Annotated in this window: 11 protein-coding genes; 7 read left to right on the forward strand and 4 right to left on the reverse strand. The window is 65.5% G+C overall.

Going from position 1 to position 15,618, the window contains the following annotated elements:
• Positions 1-386 precede the first annotated feature (386 nt).
• Complete coding sequence (locus tag DCM80_RS24020) at positions 387-554, forward strand: hypothetical protein (protein ID WP_196236018.1); 168 nt, start codon at positions 387-389, stop codon at positions 552-554.
• Positions 551-3,115 (forward strand): cation-translocating P-type ATPase, encoded by a 2,565-nt coding sequence (locus tag DCM80_RS24025; RefSeq protein WP_257194020.1) that lies wholly within the window; start codon positions 551-553, stop codon positions 3,113-3,115. Before DCM80_RS24020 ends, DCM80_RS24025 begins: the two co-directional genes overlap by 4 nt.
• Here DCM80_RS24025 and DCM80_RS24030 read toward each other — a convergent pair.
• Both DCM80_RS24030 and DCM80_RS24035 read right to left on the reverse strand, forming a co-directional pair.
• Positions 3,112-3,615: an MgtC/SapB family protein gene (locus tag DCM80_RS24030; protein ID WP_257194021.1), complete on the reverse strand. Its 504-nt coding sequence runs from the start codon at positions 3,613-3,615 to the stop codon at positions 3,112-3,114. The two genes, DCM80_RS24025 and DCM80_RS24030, sit on opposite strands and share 4 nt — an antisense overlap.
• Before the next feature lie 148 nt (positions 3,616-3,763).
• Positions 3,764-5,503, reverse strand: a complete 1,740-nt coding sequence (locus tag DCM80_RS24035; protein ID WP_257177785.1) for an ATP-binding protein — start codon at positions 5,501-5,503, stop codon at positions 3,764-3,766.
• A gap of 437 nt (positions 5,504-5,940) precedes the next feature.
• On the opposite strand from DCM80_RS24035, the gene DCM80_RS24040 reads away from it, so the two are divergent.
• Positions 5,941-6,906, forward strand: a complete 966-nt coding sequence (locus DCM80_RS24040) for a catechol 2,3-dioxygenase (protein ID WP_028135695.1) — start codon at positions 5,941-5,943, stop codon at positions 6,904-6,906.
• A gap of 207 nt (positions 6,907-7,113) precedes the next feature.
• Here the strand turns inward: DCM80_RS24040 and DCM80_RS24045 are convergent, their stop codons facing one another.
• On the reverse strand, positions 7,114-10,635 hold the full coding sequence (locus DCM80_RS24045) for a molybdopterin-dependent oxidoreductase (protein WP_257194022.1): 3,522 nt from the start codon (positions 10,633-10,635) through the stop codon (positions 7,114-7,116).
• Positions 10,635-11,117: a (2Fe-2S)-binding protein gene (locus DCM80_RS24050; RefSeq protein ID WP_257194023.1), complete on the reverse strand. Its 483-nt coding sequence runs from the start codon at positions 11,115-11,117 to the stop codon at positions 10,635-10,637. Before DCM80_RS24050 ends, DCM80_RS24045 begins: the two co-directional genes overlap by 1 nt.
• A gap of 239 nt (positions 11,118-11,356) precedes the next feature.
• Between DCM80_RS24050 and DCM80_RS24055 the strand changes: the two genes are divergently transcribed.
• The 4 genes from DCM80_RS24055 to DCM80_RS24070 all read left to right on the forward strand — a co-directional run bounded on the left by DCM80_RS24055 (position 11,357) and on the right by DCM80_RS24070 (position 15,593).
• Positions 11,357-12,814, forward strand: coding sequence for a 6-hydroxynicotinate reductase (locus DCM80_RS24055; RefSeq protein WP_257194024.1), 1,458 nt, complete (start codon positions 11,357-11,359; stop codon positions 12,812-12,814).
• Positions 12,811-13,707: a UPF0280 family protein gene (locus DCM80_RS24060; RefSeq protein WP_257194025.1), complete on the forward strand. Its 897-nt coding sequence runs from the start codon at positions 12,811-12,813 to the stop codon at positions 13,705-13,707. Before DCM80_RS24055 ends, DCM80_RS24060 begins: the two co-directional genes overlap by 4 nt.
• Positions 13,708-13,722: 15 nt before the next feature.
• A complete protein-coding gene (locus DCM80_RS24065) occupies positions 13,723-14,307 on the forward strand; it encodes an amino acid synthesis family protein (protein WP_126261219.1) in 585 nt (194 codons plus the stop codon).
• An 83-nt stretch (positions 14,308-14,390) separates the two neighbouring features.
• Positions 14,391-15,593, forward strand: a complete 1,203-nt coding sequence (locus DCM80_RS24070; RefSeq protein ID WP_257194026.1) for an ABC transporter substrate-binding protein — start codon at positions 14,391-14,393, stop codon at positions 15,591-15,593.
• Positions 15,594-15,618: the final 25 nt, after the last annotated feature.

Genomic DNA, 15,618 nt, shown 5'->3' on the forward strand with positions numbered 1-15,618 from the left:
CCGTCAAGGACTTTGACGGAAACCGTGAAGGTTGTGCCGAAGTGTTTGCGCCAGTAGGGAGCGAGACTCTTAATAAAGCGTATTCGATTGTGAAATCATTTTGATTCCCGCAGGACGGGAACTTTATTTCCCCGCCGGCGGCGTCATTTTCACCTGCGAGCCACCCCCTTCGCTGAACCGCGCCTGTCATGAGAATGTAATGAAGCAAGCAAACGGGCGGCGGAGTTCGCGGGAAGCGCCATCGCGTCAGAGGTAACGGTTTGACATTCCGCAAACGTGTATGGTGGCAGCCCGGTACTGTCCGCCTGCATGATTGCCGAAGCAGCGTTCTGCCCCGATGTCGGGGGTGAGGTGGGCTCCAGGTCATGCGAACTGGAGACACGACCATGAGCATCATCTTCCGCATCCTCTTCGTCATTGCCGGCGCCATCACCGCGTTGTTCGTGGCGCGTGATGCCCTGAACTTCACCATCATTCAGACCTTCGTCGCCGTCCTGCTTGTGACGGCCATCGTGGGGGCTGGAAGTCTCTGGGGCCTGCGGCGGAAGACGTGAGCAAGGCAGAACGCGGCGTTTCCGGCGGACTGAGCGAAACCGAAGCTCGGCTGCGGCTGCAACAGGACGGTTTCAACGAACTGCCTCGGGCCGAGCGGCGCACGCCGCTGCGCATCGTGCTGGAAGTGCTGCGCGAACCGATGCTTGCGCTGCTCCTGGGCGGCGGGCTGGTCTACCTCCTGCTCGGCGACCTCCGCGAGGCGCTGCTTCTCCTGGCGTTCGGCGCCATCTCCGTCGTGATCACGATCGTGCAGGAAACCCGCACCGAGCGTGTGCTGGAAGCCCTGCGGGAGCTGACCAGTCCACGCGCTCTCGTGGTCAGGGATGGGGAGCGGCGGCGGATCGCGGGACGCGACGTCGTCCGCGGCGATCTTCTGGTCCTGGCCGAAGGCGACCGGGTGCCGGCGGACGCGGTGCTCGTCAGCGCGCATGATCTGGCGGTCGACGAGTCGCTGCTGACCGGCGAGTCGGTCCCTGTTCGCAAGCAGGCCGTCAAGACGCCGGCGCCCGAAGCCGCTTCGGCCGAGCATCGCCCGGGCGGCGACGATCAGCCTTTCGTGTACTCGGGCTCGTTGGTGGTGCGAGGCGAGGGCCTAGCCGAGGTCGAGGCCACCGGCCCTCGCAGCGAGATCGGAAAGATCGGACTGTCGCTGCATGGCTTGCAGGCAGAGCCGCCGCGGTTGCAACAACAGACCGCACGGCTCGTGCGGCTTTGCTTTCTCGGCGGCGCAGCGATCAGCCTGGCCGCTGTCCTGCTTTACGGAACGTTGCGCGGGGATTGGCTGCAGGCGCTGCTCGGGGGCATCGCCATCGGGATGTCCATGCTTCCCGAGGAGTTTGCCGTCGTCCTCACGGTGTTCATGGCGATGGGTGCCTGGCGCATCTCGAAGGCGCGCGTGCTGACGCGGCGCTCCGCCGCGATCGAGGTGCTTGGCTCTGCCACGGTGCTGTGCACTGACAAGACCGGCACGCTGACGCAGAACCGGATGTCGGTTGCGGAGCTGAGGCTGCGCGACGGGACGAGCATGCGCCTTGCCTCATCGCAGCCCGCTCCCGTGGGAGCAGAGTTCTTCGAGCTGGCGCGTTGCAGCGTGCTGGCGAGCTCGCCGGAACCGTTCGACCCGATGGAGAAGGCCCTGCACACGTTCGTGCAGGCGCAGCTGCCGAAGGATGAGGAAGCCGGCGGCGCTCGGACCTTGATACGCACCTACGGCCTGCGGCCCGAGCTGCTGGCGATGACCCAGGTTTGGCGGTTGCCGCATCATCAGGACGTCTTCGCTTCGGCGAAAGGCGCCCCGGAGGCGATCGCCCGCCTCTGCAAGCTGGACGGTGCGCAGCAGCAGGCGATGCGCGATTCGGTCGCGGCGATGGCGAAGAACGGCCTCCGCGTGCTGGGCGTGGCCGCTGCGAGCCATGGCAGTGAGAGTCTGCCGACCTCGCAGCAAGACTTTTCGTTTCGCTTCCTCGGTCTCGTCGGGCTGGCCGATCCGCTGCGTCCTGGCGTCCCCGAGGCAGTGGCGGAATGTCGTTCGGCCGGCATTCGCGTCGTCATGATCACGGGCGACTATCCTGCGACCGCCATGGCGATCGCCGGGCAGGCCGGGCTCGACGTCGAGGAGGTCGTGACCGGCGAGCAGATCAAGCTCGCGAACGAGGGCGAGCTGGAGGCGCTCGTCAGGAACGTGAACGTGTTCGCCCGGGTCCTGCCGGAGCAGAAGCTGCGGATCGTTCAGGCGATGAAGCGTGGCGGCGAGATCGTCGCGATGACCGGCGACGGCGTCAACGACGCGCCGTCCCTGAAGGCTGCCCATATCGGCGTCGCGATGGGCGGCCGCGGCACCGATGTGGCCCGCGAGGCGTCCTCGATCGTCCTGCTCGACGACGACTTCGGATCGATTGTCGCATCCGTCCGCCTCGGGCGCCGGATTTACGACAATCTCCGCAAGGCGATGGCCTTCATTTTCGCCGTCCACGTTCCGATCGCGGGGCTTGCCCTGCTTCCCCTGGTGTTCGGGCTGCCGGTGATTCTCGGCCCCGTTCACATCGCGTTTCTGGAGCTGATCATCGACCCCGTCTGCTCGCTGGTGTTCGAAGCCGAGCGGGACGAGCGCGATGTCATGGCGCGCCCGCCGCGGCGCGCCGATGCGGTGCTGTTCTCGTGGGCATTGGTCGGCTGGAGCGTTCTTCAGGGCGTTCTGGCATTTGCGCTGATCGCCGCGATCTTTATCGTCGCGCTTCGTTCCGGCATATCTGCCGACGAGGCGCGCACGCTCGCCTTCATCGCGCTCGTCGTCTGCATCGTCGCGCTGGTGCTGGTCAACCGGTCCTTCAGCGCCTCGTTCCTGTCCGCCTTCTTCCGTCCGAACCCGGCATTGCTCTGGATCTTCGTGTCGATCGCGTCGATTCTGACCACTGCTCTGGTCTGGCCGCCGGCGTCCGGCCTGTTTCGTTTCGGTCCCCTGCACCTGAACGATCTGATGGTCACGCTCGGCGCAGGCCTGCTGGTGCTCACGGTGCTCGAATTGCTGAAACCGATATGGGCGCGGCGGCTGCGATTCTAGCCTTCGTCCCGGCGGGCCGTCTTTGTCGAAGCCTCCACCCGATGAGGATCGTCCTTGCCACCGAGCATCCGATGCAGCCAGCGCTCCAGGCGACGGCCGATCGTCAGCAGAACGAAGGCGAAGGCCAGCGCGGCCAGCACGATCTTCCATTGCCCGGCGCCGCAGGCAATGCCGAGACAGGCGGCCAGGAAGGTGCAGGCGGCGCTGGTCAGTCCGCGCACGCGAAAACGTTCGCTTTCATGGACGATGACGCCGGCCCCAAGGAAGCCGATGCCGGTCAGGATGCCCTGGATCACACGGCTCGCCGCATCGGTGATCTTGCCGGGCTCGGCGAATTGGACCGCAAGCAGCACGACGGTCGCGGTGGAGAGCCCGACGATTCCGAGCGTCTTCAGCCCGATCGGCTTGCCGTGCAGGTCGCGGTTCAGGCCGATCGCGCTGCCGGCGAGCGTCGCGCTTCCGAGACGCAGCAGGATTTCGGGCCAGTCCAGCTCGGTCATGTCTTATCCGTCATCTCCCGCCGGCCTTGCGCCATGTCATCGCCCGATCCAATCGGGTTAGTGCTTGAGCCGAGAAGCTGCGGCGCACTGGATGCCCCGGTCAAGCCGGGGCATGACACCGGAATTTGCGGAGGCGGCCGTCCGCCTCTTACCGCAGCGGCTTCTTCAGCAGCGAGAAGCGGTCCGGATCGAGCCCCATCGAGGGTTGCAGCATCGGGGCCTCGACGTTGGAGAGAGTCTTGGCGGGCGGGGCCGAGAACACCGGATCGTTCGGCACGTCGCGCTGCGAGGTGGCGCCGCGCCAGCGCTCGAGCACGGCGCTGACGAAATGCATGTCGTGGCCGGAGGTGACGGACGGCACGCTCGAGATGGTGGCTTCGCCTCGCGGCAATTGATGCGGAGGCACCTCCTTGAAGCGCAACCGCGTCGGCAGCGCGACGCCCTCGCCGAAGGCCAGCACTTCACGCGTGCCGAGCGAGGGCACGAAGGACAGCAGGTTGGCAGCGGCGTCCGACACCGCGGCGCGCAGCAGCGCCTGGTCGCGGTCGTTGGCAAGACGCATCGTGAACAGCGTGTTGCACTGGGAGATGATGGTGGCGTCGAGCTCGGCCGGGCGCTGGGTGATGAGGCCGAGATAAACGCCGTATTTGCGGCCTTCCTTGGCGATGCGCGACACCGCCTTGCGGGTCGGCCCGAAACCGATGTTGCGGTCGGCGGAGGCGTAACGATGCGCTTCCTCGCACACGAACAGCAGCGGGGAGACGCCGTCGCTCCACAGGCCGAAATCGAAGGCCATGCGGCAGAGCACCGAGACGACGGAATCGATGACTTCGGCCGGGAAGCCGGCGAGCTGCATCACGGTCATCGGCTTGCCGTTGGCCGGGAGGCGGAACAGATGGCTGATGACCTCGGCCATGGTATCGCCGCCGACATTGGCGTTGTCGAACATGAAGGCGTAGCGCGGGTCGTTGCGCACCGCCTCGATGCGCGAGATCAGCTTGTGATAGATGATGCGCGAAGAGCGGTTCTCGAGCTTGCCCATGCGCTCGTCGATCAGCGACATCAGGTCGACCAGGCGATAGGGCACCGGCGTGTCGACGGTGTAGCCGATCTGCTTGGGATCGATGCGCTTGAGGCCGATGCGGTCGGCGTTCTGGTACTGGGTGTAGACGCCCTTGGCGAGCGGGATCACCTCGGCGAGGATGTCGAGCTCCTCGGGCACGCCGGCGCGGCCACCGAACAGCACGTCGACGATTTCCTCGAAGTTGAACAGCCAGAACGGCAGCTTCAGGTTTCGCGGGTTGAGCACCAGCGCGCGGTCGCCGAAGCAGCGGCCATATTCGTTGTGCACGTCGAGCAGGAAGATGCGCAGGTTCGGGCGCGCCTTCAGGATCTCGTTGAGCAGCAGCGACACGCCGGTGGATTTGCCAACGCCGGTCGATCCCAGCACCGCAAAATGCTTGGACAGCATTTCCTCGACGTCGACATAGGCGACGACCGAGCGGTCCTGCTGAAGGAACCCGACATTGATCTGGTCCGAGCCGGTCGGCGCGTAGATCGTGCGCAGCTCCTGGCTGGTGATCAGGTCGACGGCATCGCCGATGGTCGGATAATTGGTGACGCCGCGCTGGAATTTCGGCTTGTCGCTGGCGTTGAGGATTTCGCCGAGCAGGTCGACCGAGGCGACCGCGATATAATTGTCGCTGCTCGACAAATTCTCGCAGGACACCTCGGTGATCATCGCGACGATGACCGAGCTGGCACTGCGAATGCTGACGAAGCGGCCGACGGTTGCCCGAACTTCCGAGATCGGCATCTGGCTTTCCGCCAGCAGCCCGACCCGGGCGAGCGATCCGCGAACCGAAATCACGCGTCCAAAGGATGTCACGATCAATCAACCTGGCAAGAGCGAGAGGATTTGTCCCGGACTATGCCCGGCCGTCGCTGGACAAACGGTTAAGCGCCAGGCGCGGCCGCTTCGTTAAATCTGTGACAATTCGGCCGTGAGGTTTGTTTCCGAACGCGGACTTATGGGCGGAAACGTCGGGAAAATGCTGCAGTCAAGGGCCGCTGGCGCAAAAGAGGGGTTTAAGGAATATTTTACCATCCGGTCACTCCGCTTCCCGTTTTCGGGAATGATGGCCCTCGCGCAGCGAACGTCATCCGAGTCCAGACTGGCATTTGATTTGTTGACGGGACCTAATCATTTGTACATTAGTACAAATGAACCGGCGGCCTCGCTGCCGCCTTCGGGTGGGTCAGCCTGTTGCGATCCTGCACCCGAACGCGCGATCCGGCGGATCGCCAGCCGTGCTGGAGGAAGACATGCAGCCCGAACCGATCCTCGATCTTGCTCATCTCGGCCATATGGAGCTGCTGACGCCCAAGCCCGATGAGAGCCTGAAATTCTTCGTCGACGTCATGGGCATGACCGTCAGCGGCCAAAAGGGCGAGTCGGTTTATTTGCGCGGCTGGGACGATTACGAACGCTACTCGCTGAAGCTGACGGCGTCGAAGACCTCGGGCATGGAGCACATGGCGCTGCGCGCGCGCAGCCAGCAGGCGCTGGAGCGCCGCGTCGCCGCGCTGAAGGGATCCGGCTTCGACATTGGCTGGATCGACGGCGACATGGGGCAGGGCCCGACCTTCCGTTGCCGCGATCCCGACGGCCACATCGTCGAGCTCTATTACGAGACCGAGTGGTACCAGGCACCGCCGGAGCTGACGCCCGCGCTTAAGAACCAGGCGCAGCGCTTTCCCGCGCGCGGCGTCAATGTCCGGCGTCTCGATCACCTCAATTGCCTCGCGGTCGACATCAAGGCCAACCGCGAATTCTTCGAGAATTACCTCGGCTGCCGTCTCACGGAGCAGATCGTGCTCAACGACGGCCGGGAAGCGGCGATGTGGCTGACGATGTCGAACAAGAGCTACGATTTTGCTTATTCGCTCGACCATTCCGGCGTGCCGGGCCGTTTCCATCACGTCACCTACGCGCTCGACAGCCGCGAGGAGATTCTTCGCGCGGCCGACATTTTCCTCGAGAACGGCGTGCACATCGAGACCGGCCCGCACAAGCACGCGATCCAGCAGACCTTCTTCCTCTACGTCTACGAGCCCGGCGGCAACCGCGTCGAGGTCGCCAATGCCGGCGCGCGCCTCATCCTCGCGCCCGACTGGAAGCCGATCGTGTGGACCGAGGAGGAGCGCAAGAAAGGCCAGGCCTGGGGATTGAAGACGATCGAGTCCTTCCACACCCACGGCACGCCGCCGGTGGAGATGAAGCACGGTTAGAGTTGTAGGCGTGAGCGGGGCGAGGTCTGAGCAAGCGCCTCGCCCTTCGAGACGACCGCTTTCGCGGTCTCCTCAGGGTGAGGCTAAGCGGCAGCCTTGCCCTATTGAACTCGTCCCACGTACTCCGTCCTCATCCTGAGGGCCCGCCGCAGGCGGACGTCTCGAAGGATGGCCACAGGCGAGCGTTCAGCCACGCCTTCCTTCGCCTTATCTCAGTGCGCCGACACGCCGCACCCGCGCGATCGTATCGCGCACGCCCGGCCATGCCGGCTTGTCGGGTGCGAACTGCCTGCGCAGGAACGTGACGAGCTCCTCGATCTGCGCGTCGCTCATGCTGTTCCTGAATGCCGGCATGTAGCCGAGATCGCTGGAGACCGGATCAGTGATCCCGTGCAGGATCACCTGGACCAGATTGTCCGCCGTCGCGCTGTGCAGGTTGCTGTTCAGCGCGAGCGAGGGGCGAGTGCCGAACAGCGGCAGGCCGCCGACCTCGTGGCAGACTGCGCAGGCGCCCTGATAGAGCCGCGCGCCGGTGGAGGAGGCGACGGTGACCTGCGTTGTGCTCTCCAGCCTCGCGGCGAGAACAGGTGCGTCGGCGGCGGCGGCGTTGAAAGAACCGAGATAGACCGCCATCGCGCGAATGTCCTGGTCGGGCAGGGCCTTGAGATCCCTGACCACAGGCGCCATCGGGCCGGCGGCGACGCCGTGATGGCGCGAATGGCCGGTGCGCAAATAGGCAAACAGCTCGTCCTCGCTCCACGGGATCGGCGCGCGCGAGAGCGCGGTCAGCGCTGGCGCCTCCCAGCCTTCGGCGAAGCCGCCGGCGAGATAGGCATTGCGCTGCACGGCGCCGAATGCGTTGCGCGGCGAATGGCAGCCGCTGCAATGGCCGAGACCTTCGACCAGATAGGCACCGCGATTCCAGGCGTCCGATTTTGTCGGATCGGGCTTGAACTCCGTCGCTTCGTGAAACAACGCGTTCCACCCCGCGAGCAGTGGACGGAGATTGAACGGGAAGGCGAGCTGATTCGCCGGCGGCGTCGCGCGCACCGCAGGCTGTGCCATCAGATAGGCGTAGAGCGCCTGCATGTCCGCGTCGCTGGTCTTGGCGAAATGCGTGTAGGGGAAGGCCGGATAGAGCTGCCGCCCGTCGCGATGCAGCCCGTCGCGCATCGCGCGCGCGAAGGCGGGATAGGACCATGCCCCGATGCCGGTGTCGACATCGGGCGTGATGTTGGTGCTGTAGATCGTGCCGAACGGGGTCTCCAGCGCGCGGCCGCCGGCATTGAGCGCGCCTCGAACCGTGGTGTGGCACTCCGCGCAATTGCCGAGCGCTGCAAGCTGCTCGCCGCGGGCGATCGTCGCTGCGGAATAGACCGATGCGTCGGGCCGTGCGATCGGCGCGATCGCCCGCCCCGGCAGCAGCGCGGCGCCAATGCCGATCGCAGCCGTGCACACCGCCGCAATTGCTGCGAAGACGCCGGCGCGCTTGGCGAACGGGTTTTCCCAGATGCGAGACGGCGGCGAGGGCGCGGGCAGGGGCTGGGGCACAGCCGCTGTTTCACCATACAACCCCTTCAAGATACGTTCCGGGGTAAACGGCGGCTCGCGAAAGCGCACGCCGGTGGCATCGAAGATCGCATTGGCAATCGCCGCCGCACTCGGCACCGAGGCGGACTCGCCGACGCCGAGCGGCGGCTGGTCCTGCCGCGGCAGCATCAAGACGTCGATCTTGGGCACGTCGGGGAAGGGGATGATCGGATAGGCGCCCCATTCGCGCGCCGCCACCGCGCCGCGTTCGAACGAGACCTCTTCCATCAGCGCGCGGCTGGTGGACTGGATGACGTTGCCGTGGATCTGGTGGCGCACGCCGTCCGGGTTGATCATCAGGCCGGAATCCTGCCCGGCGACGACGCGGGTCACGCTGACGTCGCCGGTTGTCTTGTTCACGGCAACATCTGTCACCCAGGCCGACCAGGCCGCGCCGTAGCCGGGAAACTTGCTGTGGACATAGAGGGCATAGGCAAAGCCGCGCCCGTGCACGACCTCGCCGTCCTTGTCCTGCCTCACAGGGCGTGGCGTCCAGCCGGCGCGCTCCGCCACGGCATTGACGAGATCGATGGCGCGCTGGTCTTTCAGGTAACGCAGGCGATATTCGATCGGGTCGATTCCGGCCTCGGTGGCGGCCTCGTCGATGTAGGATTCGTGCGCAAAGGTGTTCGGCAGCGCGGAGACGCCACGAAACCAGGACGCGCGCACGATCGGCGGCGTGTCGTGGGCGACGACGCGCATGTGCTCGTAGTCATAGGGCGGGATCGCGGTGCGGTCGCCCATCTGGAGCACGGCCGGCTCCGGTGAGATGCGACCGGTCAGCAGCAACGCCAGTGTCGGCGCGGCGTTCGAGGGATACCGTGTGGCGAGGTCGTAACCGGCGATGCCGCCGTCGGCATCGAGCCCGCCATTGACGTCGATGAGCTGCGCGGTGCCCTTGGGCTCCCAGGCGTGCTCCTGCTCGCGCGACAGCTGCACACGCACGGGACGGCCGACCGCGCGCGACAGCAGCAGCGCGTCCGCGGTGACGTCGTCGGCGCAGTTGCGGCCGTAGCAGCCCGCGGCCTCCAGGCGGATGACCTCGATCTCGCTCTCGGGCCGCTCGATCAGGAGCGCAAGATCGCTGCGCAGAAGGTGCGGATTCTGCGTGCCGGACCACACCCTGATATTGCCGTCGTGATAGTCCGCGACTGCGCAGGAGGGGCCGATCGAGGCGTGCATCTGATAGGGCCAGACATAAGTGCGCTGCATCGGCTTGGCCGCGCCGGATATCGCCGCGCCAACATCGCCCTTGTCGATCAGGGTGCGCGGGGTCGATGGATTGGTGCGCAGTGCGGTCTCGACGTCGGAAAGATCGGTGAGGGTGGGCGTCGGTTTCCAGCTCAGCTTGAGCTGCTCCGCCGCGCGGATCGCATTCTCCTCGCGCTCGGTGACGACACCGACGAAATCGCCGATGCGCACCACGGCCACGAGACCGGGAATGGCGCGGACCGATGCTTCATCGACGCCGATCAGGCTGGTGCCGACAAAGGGTCCTGCATCGACGCCGGCATAGGGCGGCCGCACCACGCGGCCGTGCAGCATGCCGGGCAGGCGGATGTCGTGGACGAAGGTCAGCTCGCCCGTGGCCTTGGCCGGCAGGTCGACGCGCGGGACGGACTGACCGACGATCGCGTAGTCGCCGACGGGTTTGACCGCGACATCTTCGGCAAGCTCGAGCCGGATCTCTTCGCCGCCAATCAGCTCGCCATAGCTGACGCTGCGGTTGTCATGTCCCCGCACGAGGCCGTCCTCGATCCTGAGATCGGCCTCCGGCAGCTCCAGCTGCTCCGCCGCGCGCGCGATCAGGAAACCTCTCGCCTGCGCTGCGGCCTTGCGCAGCGGCACGGCGGTGATCTGGATGGTCTCGCTCGCGATGGTCGCGCCCTGGTTCGGCACCAGGGCCGTGTCGCCGAGCACGATCACGACGCGAGCGAAGGACACATCCAGCTCTTCGGCGACGATCTGACCGAGTGCGGTGCGAATGCCGGTGCCGAGATCGACATGGCCGTTATAGGCCGTGACCGAACCGTCGGCCGTGATGCGGAGGAAGGTCTCGGACGTCATCTCATCCACGGTGCGGACGACGACAAGCGATCCCGATGACCGGTCGGCTCCGTTCGAAACAGGGGAGGCCATCAGTCAGCCGCCTCGGTGAGCTGGCCCGACGCCCGCATCACGGCGCGCAGGATTTCGACATGGGTGCCGCAGCGGCAGAGATTGTAGCGCAGCGCCGCCAGCGCCTCCTGTTCGGTCGGCCGCGGGTTGATCGCGAGCAGCGCCTTGGTGGTCATGATCATGCCGTTGAGACAATAGCCGCATTGCGCGGCCTGCTCGTCGATGAAGGCCTGCTGCACGGCGTCAGGCTTGTCGCGCATGCCGAGCCCTTCGAGCGTCACGATGTCGCGGCCAGCGCAGCCGCTGACGGGAATCACGCAGGCGCGTGCTGCAGCTCCGTCGATCAGGACAGTGCAGGTGCCGCATTCGCCGAGACCACAACCATATTTCGGGCCGTTGAGCGCGAGATCGTTGCGCAGCACGTAGAGCAGCGGCGTCTCCGGCGCCGCATCGATCTCGTGGATCCTGCCGTTCACGGTGAGGCGGATCGATGTCTGCGTCATCCCTAGGTCCCAAGCCCGCATCAAATTCGACATCGCGACGATACCGTTTGTACACAAACGTGCAAGCCGTGCATGCCGCACTGCAGCGCGGCTGCCTTGTTTGTGGACAGAGTGGATGGGCAAATGAGGCTTTATGCGGCAGCTGCATCTTTTGCACTGCACCGCCGCTTGACAGTCGGAGGCGACCGCGCGCAACATCGTTCGTATACGAATGATAACCCGCGCCAGCTGGCTCCGACATGGTGACTGAAACGACGAGCGCCGCCATCGACAAGATCCGCTGCGATGCGTGTCCGGTGATGTGCTACATCAAGCCGGGCGCGGCGGGTGCCTGCGACCGCTACGCCAACCACGACGGCAAGCTCGTCCGCGTCGATCCACACGTGATCCTGGAGCGCACCGTATCGCATGGCGGCAAGCTGGTTCCGTTCAGCCGCACCGAAGACTGGGACGGCAAGATCGTCCATGAGCCTTCCACTTTCGTGACGGCGATCGGTGCGGGCACCACCTATCCCGATTACAAGCCGGCGCCTTTCATCGTCTCCGCCGAGGTCGAAGGCGTCGACATGGTGACCGTGGTCACCGAGGGCATCTTCTCTTATTGCGGCGTCAAGGTGAAGATCGACACCGACCGCTATCTCGGTCCGGAGACCGCGACCGTGCGCGCGCAGGGTGAGGCGGTCGGCCATGTCACCACCAGCGAATACGGCTCGCAGATGCTGTCGCTCGGCGGCGTGCATCACTTGACCGGCGGCTCCAAGAAGGAGGGGCGCGTCACTTGCGATACGCTGATGGACCTCGCCAATTGCAAGCCGGTCGAGCTCACCATCGACGGCGGCGCCACGGTGGTGGTGCAGGCCGGCCAGCCGCCGATCGTCAACGGCGTCAGGGAAGAGCGCATGCGCGTCGGCTGCGGCTCGGCGACGATCGGCATGTTCGCCAAGCAATGGCATGGCAAGGTCGACGAAGTCGTCGTGGTCGACGACCACATCACCGGCGTGCTGAGCGAGCACCAGGCCGGCAAGCTGCTCGACATCGCCGACACCGGCATCAAGATGAAGGGGAGGCGCTCGACGCCTGGCCGCTATTTCCAGGTCGCCGATCCCGGCACGGGGTGGGGCGGCACCGACATCTCCGATCCGCTAGCGATCCTCGGACCATTCGATGCCAGGGAAGCCCGACCCGGTCTGACCATGCTGATGGTCTCCACGACAGGTGAGCATTCGTCCTACTACGTGCTCGACGAGGCCTTGAAGCCGGTCGAGGCCGAGATGCCTGATGATCTGAAGTTCTCGGTCGAGCGCATCCAGGAGAACTGCGAGCCCGCGCTGTGCACGGTGCTGTTCATGGCCGGGGCCGGCGGTTCCTTGCGCGCCGGCGTCACCGACAATCCGGTGCGGCTGACGCGCTCGGTGAAAGACGCGCTGACGCGCGTCACCAGCGGCGGCGCGCCGGTCTATGTCTGGCCCGGCGGCGGCATCACCTACATGGTCGATGTGACGCAGATGCCGGCGGGGGCTTTCGGCTACGTTCCGACCCCGGCGCTGGTCGCACCGATCGAGTTCACGATGAAGCTGTCTGATTACGCCGCGCTCGGCGGCCACATGGATTACGTGAAGCCGCTGTCCGAGGTGCAGAACGGCGAGGATGTGCGGCAGCTGCCGTGGCAGAACCCGATTCCTGGGCCACGGGCATGACGAGGCTACCGCAAATCGCATTGCTGTCTGATGGCCGGCGGCTGCATTTGCAGGATGGACCGATCGACCTGATCATCGAGGCGAAGGGGCGTGCGGACGCGGTACGTGCGGCCTATGAGGCCGCGGCGCAGCGGTTCACCGGATTGCTCGACGAGCTCTGTGCAGAGCTGCCGGCGCTGCGCGCTGCGGCCGAGGCGCGGACCTCACTGAGCGGCGTGGTGGCGCGCCGGATGCTCGCGGCTGTCGCGCCCTTTGCCGCCGATGGCTTCATCACGCCGATGGCCGCCGTTGCCGGCAGCGTGGCCGAAGAGATCCTCGGCGCCATGCTGGGCGCTGCAACGCTTGATCGGGCCTATGTCAATAATGGCGGCGACATCGCTCTGCATCTCGGCAGAGGCGAGCATTTTTCGATTGGCCTGATGGATCGTCCCGATCGTGACGGCGTGATGCGGGCCTTGAGCGTGGATGCGGATGACCCGGTACGGGGCGTTGCGACCAGCGGGCGCCACGGCCGCAGCTTTTCGCTCGGGATTGCCGACGCGGTGACGGTGCTGGCCGCGACGGCGTCGCAGGCCGATGCGGCGGCGACGGTCATCGCCAATGCCGTGGATTTGCCCGGGCATCCTGCCATCGTCAGGCAGGCGGCCTGCGAGCTTCAGCCCGATAGCGATCTCGGCGCGCGTCTCGTCACCCGGCATGTCGGTGAATTGTCACGGAACGAGATCGCTGCCGCCCTCGAATCTGGCGCGGAATGTGCACGTCAATTGTTCGATCGCGGCTTGATCGAGGGTGCGGTAGTGCGGCTTTGTGGTGATATGCTTGTCATCGGACCTAAGGATATAAGAGAGCAACGAACGCGCCCGTGTCTGCCGGAAGACGCGGTCTGTGCCTGAACAGGGAAGCGAAACATGAGCGCGATCATCCGCAAGATCGTCACCGTCGTCGAAGAGACGCAGATGGAGATGGGCCGGCAGGTGTCGCCCCCGACGCGGCGTGCGGCTGCGATCGCGGTGATCGAAAATCCCTTCGCTGGACAATATGTCGAGGATCTTTCGCCGCTGATCGCGATCGGCGAGGAGCTGGGAGAATTGCTGTCGAAGCGCGCGGTGGCTGCGCTCGGCATCGATGGCGCGAAGGCGCAGAGCTACGGCAAGGCAGCGGCCGTCGGCGAGAACGGTGAATTGGAGCATGCCGCCGCCATCCTCCACCCCAAGATGGGGGCGCCCGTGCGTAAAGTGCTGAGCAAGGGCGCGGCGCTGATCCCGTCGTCGAAGAAGCGCAGCGGGCCGGGCACGACGCTCGACATTCCGCTGGGGCACAAGGATGCGGCCTTCGTGCGCAGCCATTTCGACGGCATGGAGGTGCAGATCAACGATGCGCCGCGCGCCAACGAGATCATGGTCGCCGTCGCCGTCACCGACAGCGGCCGTCCGCTGCCGCGCGTCGGCGGGCTCACGGTCGCGGAGATCAAGGGCGAAGACGGTCTGAGATAGGATTTGAGGCCGGGGAGGCGGGCACAGCTTTCCCGACAAGGTCACGCGGACGACGTCAAAGAGTTCAAAAACTGGAGGTTGGGATGCGAGCGAGAATCATTTTTGTGGGAGCGGCCTTCGCGCTCCTGGCAGGCGGCATGGCTCATTCGGCCATGGCGCAGGACATCAAGATCGGCGAGATCAACAGCTATTCGCTGCTGCCGGCGTTCACCGAGCCCTATCGTAAGGGCTGGCAGCTCGCGGTCGAGGAAGTCAACGCGGCTGGCGGCATCAACGGCAAGAAGCTGGTCGTCGTCTCCAAGGACGACGGCGGCAAGCCGGCGGACGCGCAGACCGCGGCCAACGAGCTGGTGTCGAGCGAGGGGGTTGCGATGCTCGCCGGAACGTTCCTCTCCAACATCGGCCTTGCCGTCAGCGACTTCGCCAACCAGAAGAAGGTGTTCTTCCTCGCAGCCGAGCCGCTGACCGACGCCATCACCTGGTCGAAGGGCAACAAATACACCTTCCGCCTGCGCCCCTCCAATTACATGCAGGCCGCGATGCTGGTGGAAGCCGCCAGCAAGCTGCCGGCCAAGCGCTGGGCGACGATCGCGCCGAATTACGAGTACGGCCAGTCGGCGGTCGCGGTGTTCAAGAAGCTGATGTCGGAGAAGCGCCCGGACATCCAGTGGGTCGACGAGCAATGGCCGCCGCAAGGCAAGATCGACGCAGGTCCCGTGGTGCAGGCCGTTGCCGCCGCCAACCCCGAAGCGATCCTCAACGTCACCTTCGGCGCCGATCTCGTCAAGCTCGTGCGTGAAGGCAACACCCGCGGCCTGTTCAAGGGACGCGAGGTCGTCTCGTTCCTGACCGGCGAGCCCGAATATCTCGATCCGCTCAAGGACGAGACGCCCGAGGGCTGGATCGTCACCGGCTATCCCTGGTACTCGATCAAGACGCCCGAGCATGATGCGTTCCTGAAGGCCTACCAGGCCAAGTACAACGACTATCCGCGCCTCGGCTCGATCGTCGGCTACCAGACCATCAAGGCGGCAGCGGCAATCCTGGCCAAGGCCGGCTCGACCGACCCGGAGAAGCTGATCGCGGCCGCGGAAGGGCTCTCCATGCCGTCACCGTTCGGCGAGATCACCTTCCGCAAGATCGATCACCAGTCGACGCTCGGTGCCTTCGTCGGCAAGACCGCGCTGAAGGACGGCAAGGGCGTGATGGTGGATTCGTCCTACAAGAAGGGTGCGGATTATCTGCCCAGCGATGCCGAGGTCGCGAAGCTGCGTCCGAAGGATTAACGAGCCGTTCCGAATTCCGCTGCGT

The sequence above is a fragment of the Bradyrhizobium sp. WBOS08 genome, assembly GCF_024585125.1.
In the GTDB taxonomy this organism is placed as follows: domain Bacteria; phylum Pseudomonadota; class Alphaproteobacteria; order Rhizobiales; family Xanthobacteraceae; genus Bradyrhizobium; species Bradyrhizobium japonicum_B.

Bases quoted from the DNA above. Each gene is read 5' to 3' on its own strand.
- DCM80_RS24065 (WP_126261219.1), top strand. From the start codon at position 13,723: ATGAGCGCGATCATCCGCAAGATCGTCACCGTCGTCGAAGAGACGCAG.
- DCM80_RS24050 (WP_257194023.1), bottom strand. From the start codon at position 11,117: ATGACGCAGACATCGATCCGCCTCACCGTGAACGGCAGGATCCACGAG.
- DCM80_RS24060 (WP_257194025.1), top strand. From the start codon at position 12,811: ATGACGAGGCTACCGCAAATCGCATTGCTGTCTGATGGCCGGCGGCTG.
- DCM80_RS24040 (WP_028135695.1), top strand. From the start codon at position 5,941: ATGCAGCCCGAACCGATCCTCGATCTTGCTCATCTCGGCCATATGGAG.
- DCM80_RS24055 (WP_257194024.1), top strand. From the start codon at position 11,357: ATGGTGACTGAAACGACGAGCGCCGCCATCGACAAGATCCGCTGCGAT.
- DCM80_RS24030 (WP_257194021.1), bottom strand. From the start codon at position 3,615: ATGACCGAGCTGGACTGGCCCGAAATCCTGCTGCGTCTCGGAAGCGCG.
- DCM80_RS24070 (WP_257194026.1), top strand. From the start codon at position 14,391: ATGCGAGCGAGAATCATTTTTGTGGGAGCGGCCTTCGCGCTCCTGGCA.
- DCM80_RS24045 (WP_257194022.1), bottom strand. From the start codon at position 10,635: ATGGCCTCCCCTGTTTCGAACGGAGCCGACCGGTCATCGGGATCGCTT.
- DCM80_RS24020 (WP_196236018.1), top strand. From the start codon at position 387: ATGAGCATCATCTTCCGCATCCTCTTCGTCATTGCCGGCGCCATCACC.